This window comes from Cronobacter malonaticus LMG 23826 (assembly GCF_001277215.2).
Taxonomy (GTDB): domain Bacteria; phylum Pseudomonadota; class Gammaproteobacteria; order Enterobacterales; family Enterobacteriaceae; genus Cronobacter; species Cronobacter malonaticus.
Map to the genome: position 1 here is coordinate 4168444 of NZ_CP013940.1, position 14097 is coordinate 4182540.

Below are 14097 nucleotides of genomic sequence, written 5' to 3' on the forward strand. Positions count from 1 at the left end.
TCCTCTGTGACGCCCGTTTTACGTTATGCTGAGCCGAGCACAGCTAAAACAGGGAGCCGTCATGAAAATTTCCCGTCTCGGCGAGGCGCCGGACTATCGCTTTTCGCTTGCCAATGAGCGCACGTTTCTGGCGTGGGTGCGCACCGCGCTGGGGTTTCTGGCGGCGGGGGTCGGGCTTGATCAGCTGGCGCCGGATTTCGCCACGCCGGTGGTGCGTGAGGCGGTGTCGCTGCTGCTCTGCTTTTTCGCGGGGGCGCTCGCCATTTACGGCTACCTGCGTTGGTTGCGCAACGAAAAGGCGATGCGCCTGAAAGCGGCGCTGCCCTATACCCGTATGCTGGCGTTTATCAGCGGCGTGCTGGTCGTGGTGGCGCTGGCGGTGATGCTGGTGGTGTTTTATGCCGGGTAACCCGCGCGATCCGGGGCTGCAACCGGAGCGCACGTCGCTTGCGTGGGTGCGCACGCTGCTTGGCTACGGCGCGCTGCTGGCGCTGGCGTTGCGCCATACGTGGAATAACGCGGGTCTGCTTATCTGGCTGGCGCTGGGGTGTCTTACGGGTATTGCCGGGCTGATTTACGTCTATGCCCGCCAGCGTCACCTGACCGCGCTGGTGCACGAGGATTTTTCCGCACCCGGCCAGGTGCGGGCGAAACTGGCGATTGCGCTGGCGGTCTGCGCGCTGGCGCTGCTCTTTGTGGTGACGCATCTCCATGCGCTGATAGCGTTGCTTGCTGAATAACACATCCGCAGACTACCCGCCCTGCGCGGATCCGTGCTACATATTCCTGATTCCTGTTCCCGATACGGTCGCTATGAAAACGCTGCTCCCTCTCGCTTTTCTGCTGCTCTTAACCTCTGCCCATGCCGCGCCGCCCGCAAGCGCCAGCGAGCCGCTCTCGGCCCAGCGCTACAGCGCGCAGCTTGGCGTTGGCATGGACGTTGACTGGGCGCGTACCGAGCGCGGCATCCGCGAGTTCGATCCGCTGGCGGTACGCGATTTTCAGCAGCGCGGCATTCGCCATGTGCGGGTGCGGGTGGCGGGCGACGCCACCGAGGAGCGGCTCATCCATTTGCGCAAAATCGTCGAAGCCTGCGAGCGCTACGACATCATTCCGATTATTTCCTACCAGGCCGATGCGTTTAAGGCGGACCCAAGCGCGCAGAACGCCGCGAAAGTAGTAGCCTGGTGGAGTACGGTCGCGAACTACTTCGGCAGCGAGCATCCGCTACTCGGGTTTGATTTGATTTACGAGCCTGCCGACAAGCTTAATCACAACCCGCAGCAGCTCAACCGGGTCTATGGCGAGGCAATCAAGACCATTCACCATATCGATGCGCAACGGATGATTTTCATTGCGCCGCGCTTTCGCGCCGTGCCGGAAGATCTCTCCATACTAAAACTACCGCCCCAGAGCAGCCGCTACGTACTGGCGCAGTGGCACATTTTCCCGTGGGGGCCGCTGCGCGCGAACGGGAAATACCCGTGGACCTCCGGCACCGCGGCGGAAAAAGCGGCGATTCGCGAGCGCATTAACAGCGCCCGCCGCTGGCAGCAGAAAACCGGTCATGTCAGTTGGGTTGGCGGCTGGTCGGCAGCGCAGACGGTGAAAACCACGCCGTCGGCGGCCACGCTCGCTTTCGCCAGTTTTATGGCCTGCGAGCTGAAAAAGGCGGGCATTCCGTATGCGCTCAATGCCGCGAATGAATTTTACGATGGTGAAGAAGGGGCGTGGCGGCCTGCACAGGCCGCCCTGCTGGACGCGATGATGAACCCGACCTGCGCCGCGGAGCGCTCGCCGGGGCATGAACACGTTAAATCGTCTGCTCCGGCATCCTCGCACGGTGCGCCAGCGGCAGCCAGCACGCCAGCATCAGCACACCCATCGCCGTCATCAGCATCCCGAGGCTAAACTGCCCGTTCTGCGGCAGAAGCGCGGATGACCACGCCAGCAGCCCGGAACCGCAGTTTTGCAGCCCACCCACCAGCGCGCCGGCGGTGCCCGCCAGGAACGGAAACGGCTCCATCGCGCCGCTGGTGGCGAGCGGAAACAGCATGCCTGCGCCGAAGAAAAAGAGCGCGGCGGGGATAAGCAGCGTCCAGATATTCATGATGCCAAGCCACCCTGGCAGCCACATCAGCACGCCCGCTGCGAGGCAGCTCAGCACCGCCTGCCACATCAGCGTAGTGAAGCGCTTATGCGTGCGCCCCGCAAACCAGGCACCGAAGAACGCCGCCGGGATCGGCAGAATAAACAGCACGCTGACTGCGAGGCTGCTCAGCCCAAGCCCCGCGCCCATCAGCACGCCGGAGCAGGCTTCAAACACCGCGACGCCCGCGAGGGCGGCAACCAGCATAATCAGGTAACAGTTAAAGCTGGCGGTGCCGAACAGCAGTTTATAGCTCGCGAGCAGGCGAGGGCGCTGCGCCTGGACCGGACGGGTCTCCGGCATCCAGCGGAACATACAGAACGTCACCACGGCGGCAAGCGTGAGCAGAAACGCGAAGCAGGCGCGCCAGCCCCACAGCGTATCCAGCAGGCCGCCGAGCAGCGGGGCCACCAGCGGGCTGACCAGAATCCCCATGTTCAGCAGGCTATTGGCGTGACGCAGTGCCGGGCCTTCATAGAGATCGCGCGGCAGGGTTCGCGCCATCACGCCGCCGACGCCGGTGCCCATCCCCTGTAAACAGCCCGCGGCAATCAGCACCGGCAGGCTTTGCGCCTCCAGCGCGACGACCGTCGCCAGGATAAAAATCACCAGGCCCACAAGGATCACCGGGCGACGCCCAACGCGGTCGGAAATCGGCCCGTAAATCAGTTGCGACACGCCGTAGGTCAGCAGATACGCCGCCATTACGCTCTGTACCGCGCCTTCACGCACGTTCATCTCAAGCGCAATATCGGCGATAGCCGGGATATAAATCGTCTGCGCCATCTGCCCGACGGCGACAAGCAGAATCAACATCATTAACAAATGACGGTTAGCCAACATTCTCATCATGATTATTCGATATGCACAGGTGAACGAAACAGGATATATCTCTGCATGGATATTAAATGCGAGAGAAATATACCGCATACGCGGGGATTATCCAGTTAACTGTCATGTCGTCATGAAACAGGGCAGGCAGCTTTTACGGACACTCAACGGAAAGATTTATTGCCACGGTGAATGATGCCACGCCGCATGGCTGCGGCGTAGCTCAGGCCGCAGACGGCAGCGTCAGCCGGTGAGTGATGTGCGGGTGATCCATTGGCAGAAAGCCCGCCTGTAAATAAAAGCTGAAGGCGGATTCCGGCGCGCGGATATTGAGGTAATCAAATGTGTCATGGGCGTGCCGGGCAAGCGTCGCCAGCAGCTGATTGCCGACGCCAACGCGGCGTACCGCATGGCTGACATAAAGATGGCGCACGCGACCGGCGCGCGGATGATTATCGAAAGGGCAGCGATTCAGCCCGCCGACGCCGACCAGCGCGTCGCCAAGAAACGCGCCGAGCAGGCGTTCGCCGGGGGCGGAGAAGGCATTACTGCCGTCCATCCAGTGGACGGCGAGCCGGTCCAGCATATTGAAGCCGAGCGCCTGACTCTCTTCACGCAGCCGGTCAAAATCGATGCCGACCGGGGTAAGTGGCCTGATGGTGATGATTCCTGACATCGTTCCCTCCTGGTGGATGTACCGTGTTAAAGAGGGGCGGTTGCCCGCCCCTCTTTGGTGCGGCCTGAACCTGAGTTATCGAAGGAACTTCAGGACAGCATCAAGCAGTTGCAGGACTGCAACAATGAGTTTCAGGATAAGGATAAACAAATCCACTCCGCTCATACGCGTCTCCTCTGGTAAAGGAGCACCAACTGGCGTACCTCTCCGCTGCCTGTTGCCAGTTGTTTTGTTGGCGTAACACAGTGTGCTCTCTCGGGGTTAAGGCACTGACGGCACCACCCGTTTCAGCCAGGACTCTTTATTGCGCCCGTTTAAATGCGGCCCCGTATCGCACGCTGTGACAGCAACATCATTATAGATAAACACTGTATAAATGAACAGTGTTTTCTGGACAAAAGAGTGAGAGCTGGACCATACTGATGAAAAGCCACTGCTGCGCCGCGCGCCAATTGCGGGTGCGCGCATTTCATCGTATAGTTACACTGTTGACGTAACACAGTGTGCTTTGCGGCCACCAACCGCAACAGTAGCTGAAAAAACCTCGCCTCCGGCGGGGTTTTTTGTTTTTGTATCCGTATGACCGGTTCAACCCTGCGCTTACCTGACCGTACCGTAATAATCACGGGAAATAATATTCACCCTGGTAGCGAACAGGCGGGGTAAAAAAGCGACATGCACGACATATTTCGCACTGTTTGTAAGGAAAATCTGATGACAAAAAAGTGCAATCAACTGCGTTTATGCTTTCCCGGCAAATAGGTTTTTTGGAAATCACAAATGCGTCAGCACTATTTGCTGTCATCATTATTTAATAAAATTTTACTTAAGATCTTGCAGTGTCTTTTTTAGCGTGAATTTCCGCACCCACTAAATATGGTAGCTCACTATATTCACGCCTTCTTAATAAAGTGTTTTCGGATTAATCCTAACACCTTTCCGGCCCGCTTAATCCCCTGTCTGACCCCTGATTAATCGTGACGTGTTCGCGTTACTTGTTCTTTTAAATCAATCATTTAATATAAGAAAAAGAAATAATTTATCCCAAATATATTTATTCTTTGCCAGATTATTTCTTGCGCTTAAGGGCGGAAAATTCCTAAAAATGCGCTATTGAGTTAATCAGGCAGATGTTTCCACCGAAATGCCCGCCAGACCTGGTGTTGAATTGTCATCAGGGTTATGTAGAATTTTCTCGCTCTGCCTCAGAAATATGCGTAAAACGTCCGGGTTTACTTCGGTAAAGCCCGTGCGGTAGCTATCTCTGAAGAAAATGAAATTCCTTCACCGAAATGGCATAATCTTCCCTGGCAATGACAAACTTTTAGTCATAGCCTGAATCCAGAAGCCGTTATTTCTTTGTATACAGAATATATTTGCAACGGAAACCATCGATGAATATGCGAATCGTATTAGCCCTGCTGTTTGTGTTAGGCGTAGCTGGTTGTAAAGCGCCGCCTCCTGCCGTTACGGATGACACTATCGTGACCAGTGTGGTTAATGGCGTCACGCTCACCCACCGCCACGCGGTGACTCCGCCAAAAGAGTTCGAGCCTGTTAACGAAGAGTACCGCGCGATGTACCCGGCGTCGGTCATGACCCGCCCGGATTTCGGCGGCAAAGTGGTTCGTCAGCTCGACACCGGCAAAACGTACAATGTACTGGGCCAGGTTGAAGGCCATTGGCTGGCCATCGCCGATCAGGGTGAAGAGCAACTGATTGGTTATGTTCCGCTGCGCGCGGCAGTGAAAAGCAGTCTTTATGACGCGACCGTCAGTAAAGAGATCCCGAAACTGCGCCGTAAAACAGCCAAAGCCAACTGCGTGACGGTGGATGGCAACAGCAAAGCCTGTAAAAACACCAAAAGCGGAACCTGGGTTATCGATTAATCCTGCTTCAATGAGCCACACCTCATGAAAAACCGTACCGTTTTACGCCAGGGCTTCCTGGCGTTTTTGATTGCCGCTCTCACCTTACTGAGCGGCTGCTTATCGTCTTCACGCAGCGTTCCTTCCCAGTACAGCCTGCATTTTCAGGCTCACCCGCAAATTAATAATTCCGCCCCGCTAAAAGTCCGGGTGCTGCTTTTGAAATCCGATGCCGACTTTATGTCTGCCGATTTCTTTTCGCTGCAAAACAATGCGCAGACCGTGCTGGGAGCCAACCTGCTCAACAGCGACGAGTTCTTCCTGATGCCGGGCCAGCTGAACAAAACCCTCAGCGGCCAAAGCTCGCTTGACGCGCGCTATATCGGCGTGATGGCGGAGTATCAGGCGCTCGACGGCAAAAAATGGCGAATTTCGCTCCCGCTTCCCGCCCCCAGTGACTCCAGCATTTATAAATTCTGGAAATGGTCATCCGACGAACTCGAGGCAAAAGTGTTTCTTGACGTCAATGGGATCCGCGTCATCAACGAATAATCAGCGCCCTTACAGGACACCAGTATGAACAAAGCAGAAAAAGTGGTCTGGACCGAAGGGATGTTCCTGCGTCCGCACCACTTCCAGCGCGCGGAAAGTTTTCTGCAACACCACATCCGCGAATGGGGATCGTTGCAGCGTCCGTATCTCTGGGGATTTCTCGATCTGGAATTTGACGAGGCGATGCTGCGTCAGGGACGCGTGGCGCTGAGCTACGCCAGCGGCCTGCTGCCGGACGGCACGCCGTTCTCTTTCCGCGACGCCCGCCACGGCCCGGCGCCGCTCGCCATTCCCGACAACCTCACGCACGAGCGCGTGGTGCTGGCGCTGCCTGCCCGCCGCGCCGGACGCGAAGAGGTGATTTTCAGCGAGGCGGCCGATTCGCTCGCCCGCTACGCCACCTTTGAAGAAGAAGTGGAAGACGACAACGCGCTGGCGGTCGGCGCGGCGACGGTGCAGTTTGGCCGCCTGCGTCTCAAGCTGATGCTGGAGAGCGAACTGACCGCCGAGTGGACGGCCATTGGCGTCGCGCAGGTGATTGAGAAGCGCAACGACAACCAGGTGCGCCTCGACACCAGCTACATTCCGCCGATGCTTAACGCCATCAACAGCGGGCCGCTCTACAGCATGCTCAACGATCTGCATGGCCTGCTCGGCCAGCGCAGCCAGCAAATCAGCCAGCGTCTGCGCCAGCCGGGGCGGTTTAACACCTCGGAGATGGTGGAATTCATGCTGCTGTCGCTGATTAATCATCATCTCGGCCACGTCACGCATTTAAAAACGCTGCCGTTGCTCCACCCGGAAACCCTGTGGCGCGACTGGCTGGCGTTCGCCTGCGAACTCACTACCTGGACGGCGCAGCGCGCGCCGGACGCCACGCTGCCGGTCTACGACCACGACAACCTGGCGGGCTGCTTTGGCAAACTGACGCTGATGCTGCGCCAGGGGCTGTCGCTGGTGATGGAAGAGAGCGCTATTCAGCTGCCGCTCACCGAGCGTTCGCACGGGCTTAACGTCGCCACCGTGCCGGAAAGCAACATGGTGCGCGAGTTCGGTTTCGTGCTGGCGGTCAAAGCCAACGTGCCGGGCGAGGCGCTGCAAACGCACTTCCCGGCGCAGATGAAGGTCGCGCCGGTCACCAAAATTCGCGATCTGGTGCAACTGCAGTTGCCGGGTATGGTGCTGCGCGCCATGCCGGTTGCGCCGCCGCAGATCCCGTGGCATGCCGGCTACAGCTATTTCGAACTGGAAAAGGGCGGCGAACTCTGGAAAGAGATGGAGAAATCCGGCGCGTTCGCGCTGCATCTCGCTGGTGAATTCCCGGGCCTTGATATGGAGTTTTGGGCCATTCGCAGTACGAATGAATAACACGACGAGCGCTCACTATGGAACCACAAGCCACCGGCAGCGATGCCATTCTTTCCGGCGCCAGCAGTAATAATCCGCTGGTCGCGGCGGCTAACCCGCTGCTTAACGCGATCCCGCAGATTCGTCATTCTGTATCGCATGAAGATCAGGCCGGGCTGCGCCAGCGCCTGATCGACGAGATCCGCCGCTTTGAAGTGCGCTGCCAGCAGGCGGCGCTGCCTTACGAAGTGATCGTCGGCGCGCGCTACTGCCTGTGTACGGCGCTGGATGAAGCGGCCGCGCTCACGCCGTGGGGCAGCCGTGGCGTCTGGTCCGGCAGCGGTCTGCTGGTGACGTTCCACAACGAAACCTGGGGCGGCGAGAAATTCTTCCAGCTTCTGGCGCGGCTGTCGCAAAACCCGCGCGAGCACATCTTTCTGCTGGAGATGATCAACTACTGCCTGCTGCTCGGCTTTGAAGGGCGCTATCGCGTCATGGATAACGGCCGCACGCAGCTTGAAACCATCAAACAGCGTCTGTGGCAGATGATCCGCAGCGTGCGCGGCAGCTATCCGCCGCCGCTCTCGCCGCACCCGGAAGATCAACCGGTGCTGCGCAAGCTCTGGCGTCCGGTGGTGCCGCTGTGGGCCTGCGTGGCGCTGGCCGGTTTCCTGGCGTGCCTGTTCTTTATCATTCTCAACTGGCGGCTTGGCGATAACACCAGCCCGGTGCTGGCGAAGATTTACCAGACGCCGCTGCCGGAAGTCACCGTTCAGCAACCCGCGCGTGAAGTAGCGCCGGTGCTTAACCTGCGCGGTTTCCTGCGCCCGGAAATTGAAGCGGGCCTGGTGGCGGTGCGCGACGAAGCCGACCGCAGCGTGGTGATTCTGAAAGGCGACGGCCTGTTCGCCTCCGCCTCAACGGTCGTGCGTGGCCGTTATGAACCGGTTATCGACCGCGTGGCGCAGGCGATGAACAACGTCAGCGGCAAAATCCTCGTGGTGGGCTACAGCGACAACGTGCCTATCCGCAGCGCGCGTTTCGCCTCGAACTACGAGCTGTCGCTCGCACGCGCCGAATCGGTACAGAAAATGCTCCAGGCGCACCTCGCCGACCCGAACCGCGTTAAAGCGCAGGGCCGTGGCGAGATGGACCCTATCGCTCCGAACAATACGCCGGAAAACCGCGCCCGCAACCGCCGTGTAGAGATAACGCTGCTGGTGTCGCCAGATAACACGCTGGCCGAGCTGAACGGATTGCCGCAAGGAAACTAGGATGCTGAATATTCTCCTTTCAATAGTGACCAACCGCATCTTGTGGGGGTTCATGGGCGTTACCGCGCTGTCGGCGGTCGTCTGGATGATCGGGCCATTGCTGTCCATCGTCGACAGCCGCCCGCTGGAGTCGGAAACCAACCGTATCATCAGCATTGCGCTTATCTACCTGATTTGGGTGCATAGCCACATCGTGCCGCGGCTCTACAACGCCTGGCTGAACCGCAAGCTGATGGACAAACTTAACGAGGGCAAGCCTGCGGAAAAGGGCGGGAGCGACGTTAAGCGCCTCGGCAATGACGATAAAGTGCTGGCGGACCGCTTTGACGAAGCCGCGCAGATCCTTAAAAAAGCGCACTTCAACGCGCCGGGCCAGCGCGGCCAGTGGACGCAGCGTTTCAGCACGCAGTATCTCTATCAGCTTCCGTGGTATGTGATTATCGGCGCGCCGGGGTCCGGTAAAACGACGGCGCTGGTCAACTCCGGCCTGCAATTCCCGCTCGCCGATCGCTTTGGCAAAACGGCGCTGCGCGGCATTGGCGGCACCCGCAACTGCGACTGGTGGTTCACCAACGAAGCGGTGCTGCTCGATACCGCAGGCCGTTACACCACGCAGGAGAGCGAACAGGCGCAGGACGCCGGTGAATGGTTAAGCTTTGTCGATCTGCTGCGTAAATACCGCCGCCGCCAGCCGATTAACGGCGTGATCATCACCATCAGCGTTTCTGATCTGCTGACCCAGTCGCCGGAGGCGACGCAACAGCAGGCCGTCAACCTGCGCCAGCGCCTGGCGGAGCTGCATGAGCAACTCGGTATCCGCTTCCCGGTCTATGTGCTGGTGACTAAAGCGGACCTGCTGAAAGGCTTTCGTTCTTACTTTGGTCGCTTTGATAAAGCGCAGCGCGACCAGATCTGGGGCTTCACCTTCCCGTGGGATCGCTCAAAACAGGCCGACTTCGACCTGTTAGCGGCATTCACCCAGGAGTTCGCGCTGCTCCAGCAGCGTCTCGACGCGGGCCTGCCGGATACGCTGCTTGCCGAAAGCGACCCGAAAGCGCGCGCCGAGTGTTATCTGTTCCCGCAGGAGTTCGCGGCGCTGCGTCCGCTGCTCGCGGATTACCTCAGCACCGTTTTTGCCCGCTCTAACTTTGAAACCGAATTCTCGCCGCGCGGGATTTATCTCGCGAGCGGGACGCAGGAAGGGCTGCCGTTTGACCGTGTCATGGGTGAACTCAACCGCGCGCTGTCGCTGCCGTCCGGCGGCAAAGAGGGCGACAACTGGGATTCGGTGAGCAAAGAAGCGCCGATCCCCGGCGGTAAAGGACAGAGCTTCTTTATTAAGAACCTGCTCCAGAACGTGATTTTCCAGGAAGCGGGCATCGCCGGACAGAATCGCTGGTGGGAGCTGCGCAACCGCGCGGTGCTGTGGTCTGGCTACGCGGCGCTGATAGCGCTGTTACTGATCCTGGGCGGCCTGTGGCTCACCAGCTATGGCAACAACAAAGACTATCTGGCGGAAGTGAACGATAAAGTGCCGGGCGTCGAACGCCAGAGTAAAGCGCTGCAAACCACCGCCGGGCGCGATCTCTTCAGCATGCTGCCGTTCTTTAACAGCCTGGTGGATCTGCCAAAGAGTAAAGAATTTGACCTGAACTCGCCGCCGGTGACGTACCGCATGGGGCTTTATCGCGGCGATGACGTTAACGACGCTTCGCAGGCGCTCTACCAGAAAGCGCTGCAGGAGATGCTGATGCCTGCCGTGGCGCAGCTCATCACCGGCTGGGTGCGTAACGACAACGGCAGCGACGTGGAATACAGCTACGAAGCGCTGAAGGCGTACCAGATGCTCTACCAGCCGAAGCACTACGACGGCAAATTCCTGCACTCCTGGGTAATGCTCAACCTTGAGCGCAACCTGCCGCAGAACGTCACCCAGGCGCAGCTTAACCAGCTCGAATGGCATCTGACGCAACTGCTGGAGCCGCAGATCCAGACCTCGCCATACGCTAAAGATGAGTCGCTGATTAGCCGCCAGCAGGCGATGATCAACCAGAAACCGCTGTCGCTGCGCGTTTATGGCCGCCTCAAACGCTTGCTGGAGCGCGATGAAAACTTAAAGCCGGTATCGCTCGCCACCCTCGGCGGCCCGCAGAGCGAGCTGGTCTTTTCGCGTAAAAGCGGCAAGCCGGTGAGCGACGGCGTGCCGGGGCTTTACACCCCGAAAGGCTACTGGGAAAGCTTCAACGGCCAGATTGATAACGTCACCGCCTCGCTGCATGACGATGACACCTGGGTGCTCGGGCTGACCACCGCGCAGGAAGACAAAACGCAGACCGACAACGCGGTGCGCCAGCTCTATATGCGCGATTTTATCAGCCAGTGGGACAGCTACCTGGCGGATATTCAGCTTAACAACAGCGCCGACCTGAACCAGCGCATCAACACGGCCCGCGTGCTTTCCAGCAGCAACTCGCCGCTGCGCCGCCTGGTGATGAACTTAAGCCAGGTGCTGACGCTCTCCCGCGCCGAGCCGCAGGCGGGCGAAGCGCAGGCGAAAGATCAGGGCAACCGCGCAACCCGCACGCTGGAAGCGCTGTTCAGCGACCGTGAAAGCGGGGCGACCACCGCCGCCGCGCCGCAGACGCCGGAACAAGTGGTGACCGATCACTACGCGCCGATTATCGAACTGGCGCAGCCGCTGGAGAAAGGCGGCAAAGCCATCGTGTTTGATGACTTTATTAAGCAGATCGATGAGCTTTACCGTTATCTGACCGCCGTGCAGGACGCCGCCAACAGCGGTATGCCGCCGCCGGGCGGAGAAGCCATCAGCCGCTTACAGGCGAGCGCCGGGCGTCTGCCGGGTGGGCTGCAAAATATGTTCAGCCGCATGGCGGTCGGGGCGAGCAGCGACACCCAGCAGCGTGAGCTGGAAAACGTCCGCAAGCGTATCAGCGTGGAAGTCGGCAGCTTCTGCCGCCAGGCGATCGCCGGCCGTTATCCGCTGGTGCGCTCCGCCAGCAGCGAAGTGACGCCGGACGATCTGGCGCGCATGTTCGCGCCGGGCACTGGGCTGATGGACAGTTTCTTTCGCGATAACCTGACGAATAAAGTCGATACCACCCAGCAGCGCTGGCGCTTTACGCCGGGCATCGACGGCAAAACGCTGCCGGGCAGCGAAGGGGTGCTGCGTCCGTTCCAGCAGGCGCAATACATTCGCGACGCCTTCTTCGCCAACGGCGCGACCACGCCGTCGTATCGCGTGACGGTGCGCACCGTGCGGATGGATAACGACATTCTCACGCTGTCGCTCGACGTTGACGGCCAGCTTCTGCGTTACAGCCACGGCCCGCAGGCGGTGCAGCTGATGAGCTGGCCGGGCAGCGGCGGCACCAATCAGGTGCGTATGCAGCTCGGGCTTGCCAACGGCACCACCTCGACGCTGGTGACCAACGGCGCGTGGGCGCTGAACCGCTTTTTCGATCGCGCCCGCATTGCGCCGGGTGCAGGAAGCCTGAGCCGCCAGGCGACGTTTTCGGTTGACGGACACAGCGTGACGCTGGAATTCACGCCGAACAGTATCCGCAACCCATTCCAGCTCCCTGGCTTCGCATGCCCTTAACCGCAAGGAACGGATAATGAGTCATTACCCTGCGATTAGCTGGTACGGGAAACTGCCCAGTGCCGGCGACTTTCTCCAGCGCCGTTTTCCCGATGCCCTGCAACGCCAGTGGTCGCACTGGTTTCAGGTAGGGCTGCTGAACTGGCAGAAAGAGGATGAACAGCGCGAGACGGGCAACCGGCAGTTTGCCAGCGCGCCGGTCTGGAACTTCGTGGTGCCGCCGATGCTCGGCAGTCAGCAGGTGCAGATGGGCTGCCTGATGCCGGGCCGCGACAGCGTAGGGCGTCAGTATCCGCTCGTCGCGACGGTGGCGTTCAGCCCCGCCGAGTGGACGCCGCAGCATCTGGCGATGGCCGAAGAGTGGTATCAGCAGCTTGGCCGCGTCCTGCATCACGCGGTGCGCAACGCGTTTTCCGCCGAGCAGCTCGACCAGGCGGTGCTGGCCATTCCGTCGCCAGCGCTGCCGGCACCGGAGAATCGCTCGGAAATTCTGGATGTGATTGGTTATCAGGAGACGCCGGTAACGCTGAGCTGGCGTCAGGCGGCGGAGTGCTTCGACCCGCAGCGCCAGACCAGCTTCTGGTGGACCAACCGCAGCGACGGTTATCCGCTCTACACCCATGTACACAGCGGCAATTTTACCGGACAGCTCTTTTCGCTGTTGTTTGATCCGGCGGGCGGTGCGCGTCCGGGTCGCCACGGGCTCTACCCGCCCATGTTCGAATAAGGCAGTTCGATGGATATTGAAACCCTTCTCGCTCCGGTGAGCCCGGAGCAGCCGTGCGGCGACAACCTGGAGTACGACGCCGATTACCAGGCGATGGAACAGGCAAGCCAGGGCAAGGCGGAACAGCAGTTCGGCGACACCATTATTCCGGCAGAGCCGGCGGACTGGACTAAAGTTGAAAAGCTGGCTCTGTCGTTGCTTGAGCGCACCAAAGATCTGCGCGTCATGCTGGCGCTGACCCACGCGTGGGCCAAACGCCGCGGCCTGCCGGGCTATGCCGACGGGCTGCTGCTGATCCAGGAAGCGCTGACGCGCTACTGGGAGCCGCTTTATCCGCTGCTGGAAGAGTACGGCGAAAAAGATCCGTTCTACCGTATTAACGCGCTGGCGGGGCTTGGCGATAAATCCTCCCTGACCAGCACGCTGCGCACCGCCACGCTGCTGCGCAGCAACGGCGACGAAATTACGCTGCGCGACGCGCAGTCGTTGCTCGACAACAGCAAAAGCGAATGTCCGGGTTATCCGGGCGGCCGCCCGCGGCTGGTGGATGAACTCGCGCGCGGCGGCCAGCCGGGCATCGAGGCGATAGTCCAGATCCACGAGCGACTGGAAACGATCCGCACCATTCTGGTCAGCCATCTCGGTGAGAGCGGCGTGCCGGAGATGGAACAGCTCCAGAAGCTGACGAGCATTGTGGCGCTGGCCTGCCAGAGCGGCGAAACGCAGGCGCCGCAGGAGATACCAGACCCGGACGTGCAGGCGGAGAACGCGCCTGCCGCCACGACGACCAGCGCCCCGGCGCGGGTGGTTGAAACCGACTGGCGCAACGTGCAACTGCAAACGCGCGATGACGCCCAGTTAATGCTTGAGAAAGTGAAGCAATATTTTGCCCGGCACGAGCCGAGCCACCCCGCGCCGCTGATGATTGAGCGCGTGCAGCGACTGATTGAAATGAATTTCATGGATCTTATTCGCGACCTGGCGCCCGACAGCGTGCATCAGGTGGAAAACATTTTCGGACGCCGCGAGTAACGGCGTTCCCCTTTACGGCGGC

13 protein-coding genes are annotated in these 14097 nt (G+C 59.8%); 10 read left to right on the plus strand and 3 right to left on the minus strand.

What is annotated here, in order from left to right; all coding sequences use genetic code 11:
• Positions 1–61: 61 nt before the first annotated feature.
• The 3 genes from AFK66_RS19510 (at position 62) to AFK66_RS19520 (ending at position 1911) form a co-directional block, all read left to right on the plus strand.
• Positions 62–409, plus strand: coding sequence for a YidH family protein (locus AFK66_RS19510; RefSeq protein WP_007703818.1), 348 nt, complete (start codon positions 62–64; stop codon positions 407–409).
• Positions 399–740, plus strand: a complete 342-nt coding sequence (locus AFK66_RS19515; protein WP_007779767.1) for a DUF202 domain-containing protein — start codon at positions 399–401, stop codon at positions 738–740. The genes AFK66_RS19510 and AFK66_RS19515 overlap by 11 nt, the downstream gene beginning before the upstream one ends.
• 73 nt (positions 741–813) lie before the next feature.
• The gene (locus tag AFK66_RS19520; RefSeq protein WP_032968522.1) at positions 814–1911 is read left to right on the plus strand and encodes a cellulase family glycosylhydrolase; all 1098 of its coding nucleotides are present in this window, start codon (positions 814–816) and stop codon (positions 1909–1911) included.
• Here AFK66_RS19520 and emrD read toward each other — a convergent pair.
• The 3 genes from emrD to tisB all read right to left on the minus strand — a co-directional run bounded on the left by emrD (position 1814) and on the right by tisB (position 3821).
• Complete coding sequence (emrD, locus tag AFK66_RS19525; protein ID WP_032968523.1) at positions 1814–2992, minus strand: multidrug efflux MFS transporter EmrD; 1179 nt, start codon at positions 2990–2992, stop codon at positions 1814–1816. The two genes, AFK66_RS19520 and emrD, sit on opposite strands and share 98 nt — an antisense overlap.
• Positions 2993–3203: 211 nt before the next feature.
• A complete protein-coding gene (locus tag AFK66_RS19530) occupies positions 3204–3656 on the minus strand; it encodes a GNAT family N-acetyltransferase (RefSeq protein WP_007779773.1) in 453 nt (150 codons plus the stop codon).
• Between the two features lie 75 nt (positions 3657–3731).
• Positions 3732–3821, minus strand: coding sequence for a type I toxin-antitoxin system toxin TisB (tisB, locus tag AFK66_RS23270; RefSeq protein ID WP_032803729.1), 90 nt, complete (start codon positions 3819–3821; stop codon positions 3732–3734).
• 1229 nt (positions 3822–5050) lie between these two features.
• Here tisB and AFK66_RS19540 point away from each other — a divergent pair.
• From AFK66_RS19540 to tssA, 7 genes are read left to right on the plus strand one after another with little or no spacing between them, the layout of a single operon-like run.
• Positions 5051–5545, plus strand: coding sequence for a YdgH/BhsA/McbA family protein (locus tag AFK66_RS19540; RefSeq protein WP_007779778.1), 495 nt, complete (start codon positions 5051–5053; stop codon positions 5543–5545).
• Positions 5546–5569: 24 nt separating this feature from the next.
• Positions 5570–6076, plus strand: a complete 507-nt coding sequence (tssJ, locus tag AFK66_RS19545; RefSeq protein ID WP_004385973.1) for a type VI secretion system lipoprotein TssJ — start codon at positions 5570–5572, stop codon at positions 6074–6076.
• Positions 6077–6100: 24 nt separating this feature from the next.
• Complete coding sequence (gene tssK, locus AFK66_RS19550; protein WP_007765906.1) at positions 6101–7444, plus strand: type VI secretion system baseplate subunit TssK; 1344 nt, start codon at positions 6101–6103, stop codon at positions 7442–7444.
• A 17-nt stretch (positions 7445–7461) separates the two neighbouring features.
• A complete protein-coding gene (locus tag AFK66_RS19555) occupies positions 7462–8697 on the plus strand; it encodes a DotU family type VI secretion system protein (RefSeq protein WP_004385971.1) in 1236 nt (411 codons plus the stop codon).
• Position 8698: 1 nt separating this feature from the next.
• A complete protein-coding gene (tssM, locus tag AFK66_RS19560) occupies positions 8699–12316 on the plus strand; it encodes a type VI secretion system membrane subunit TssM (protein ID WP_023897735.1) in 3618 nt (1205 codons plus the stop codon).
• Positions 12317–12332: 16 nt separating this feature from the next.
• Positions 12333–13043 (plus strand): type VI secretion system-associated protein TagF, encoded by a 711-nt coding sequence (gene tagF / locus AFK66_RS19565; RefSeq protein ID WP_004385967.1) that lies wholly within the window; start codon positions 12333–12335, stop codon positions 13041–13043.
• Between the two features lie 9 nt (positions 13044–13052).
• The gene (tssA, locus tag AFK66_RS19570; RefSeq protein ID WP_023897736.1) at positions 13053–14075 is read left to right on the plus strand and encodes a type VI secretion system protein TssA; all 1023 of its coding nucleotides are present in this window, start codon (positions 13053–13055) and stop codon (positions 14073–14075) included.
• Positions 14076–14097 lie beyond the last annotated feature (22 nt).

Coding starts and splice junctions, on each gene's coding strand:
- AFK66_RS19510 (WP_007703818.1), top strand. CDS start 62: ATGAAAATTTCCCGTCTCGGCGAGGCGCCGGACTATCGCTTTTCGCTT.
- AFK66_RS19515 (WP_007779767.1), top strand. CDS start 399: ATGCCGGGTAACCCGCGCGATCCGGGGCTGCAACCGGAGCGCACGTCG.
- AFK66_RS19520 (WP_032968522.1), top strand. CDS start 814: ATGAAAACGCTGCTCCCTCTCGCTTTTCTGCTGCTCTTAACCTCTGCC.
- emrD (WP_032968523.1), bottom strand. CDS start 2,992: ATGTTGGCTAACCGTCATTTGTTAATGATGTTGATTCTGCTTGTCGCC.
- AFK66_RS19530 (WP_007779773.1), bottom strand. CDS start 3,656: ATGTCAGGAATCATCACCATCAGGCCACTTACCCCGGTCGGCATCGAT.
- tisB (WP_032803729.1), bottom strand. CDS start 3,821: ATGAGCGGAGTGGATTTGTTTATCCTTATCCTGAAACTCATTGTTGCA.
- AFK66_RS19540 (WP_007779778.1), top strand. CDS start 5,051: ATGAATATGCGAATCGTATTAGCCCTGCTGTTTGTGTTAGGCGTAGCT.
- tssJ (WP_004385973.1), top strand. CDS start 5,570: ATGAAAAACCGTACCGTTTTACGCCAGGGCTTCCTGGCGTTTTTGATT.
- tssK (WP_007765906.1), top strand. CDS start 6,101: ATGAACAAAGCAGAAAAAGTGGTCTGGACCGAAGGGATGTTCCTGCGT.
- AFK66_RS19555 (WP_004385971.1), top strand. CDS start 7,462: ATGGAACCACAAGCCACCGGCAGCGATGCCATTCTTTCCGGCGCCAGC.
- tssM (WP_023897735.1), top strand. CDS start 8,699: ATGCTGAATATTCTCCTTTCAATAGTGACCAACCGCATCTTGTGGGGG.
- tagF (WP_004385967.1), top strand. CDS start 12,333: ATGAGTCATTACCCTGCGATTAGCTGGTACGGGAAACTGCCCAGTGCC.
- tssA (WP_023897736.1), top strand. CDS start 13,053: ATGGATATTGAAACCCTTCTCGCTCCGGTGAGCCCGGAGCAGCCGTGC.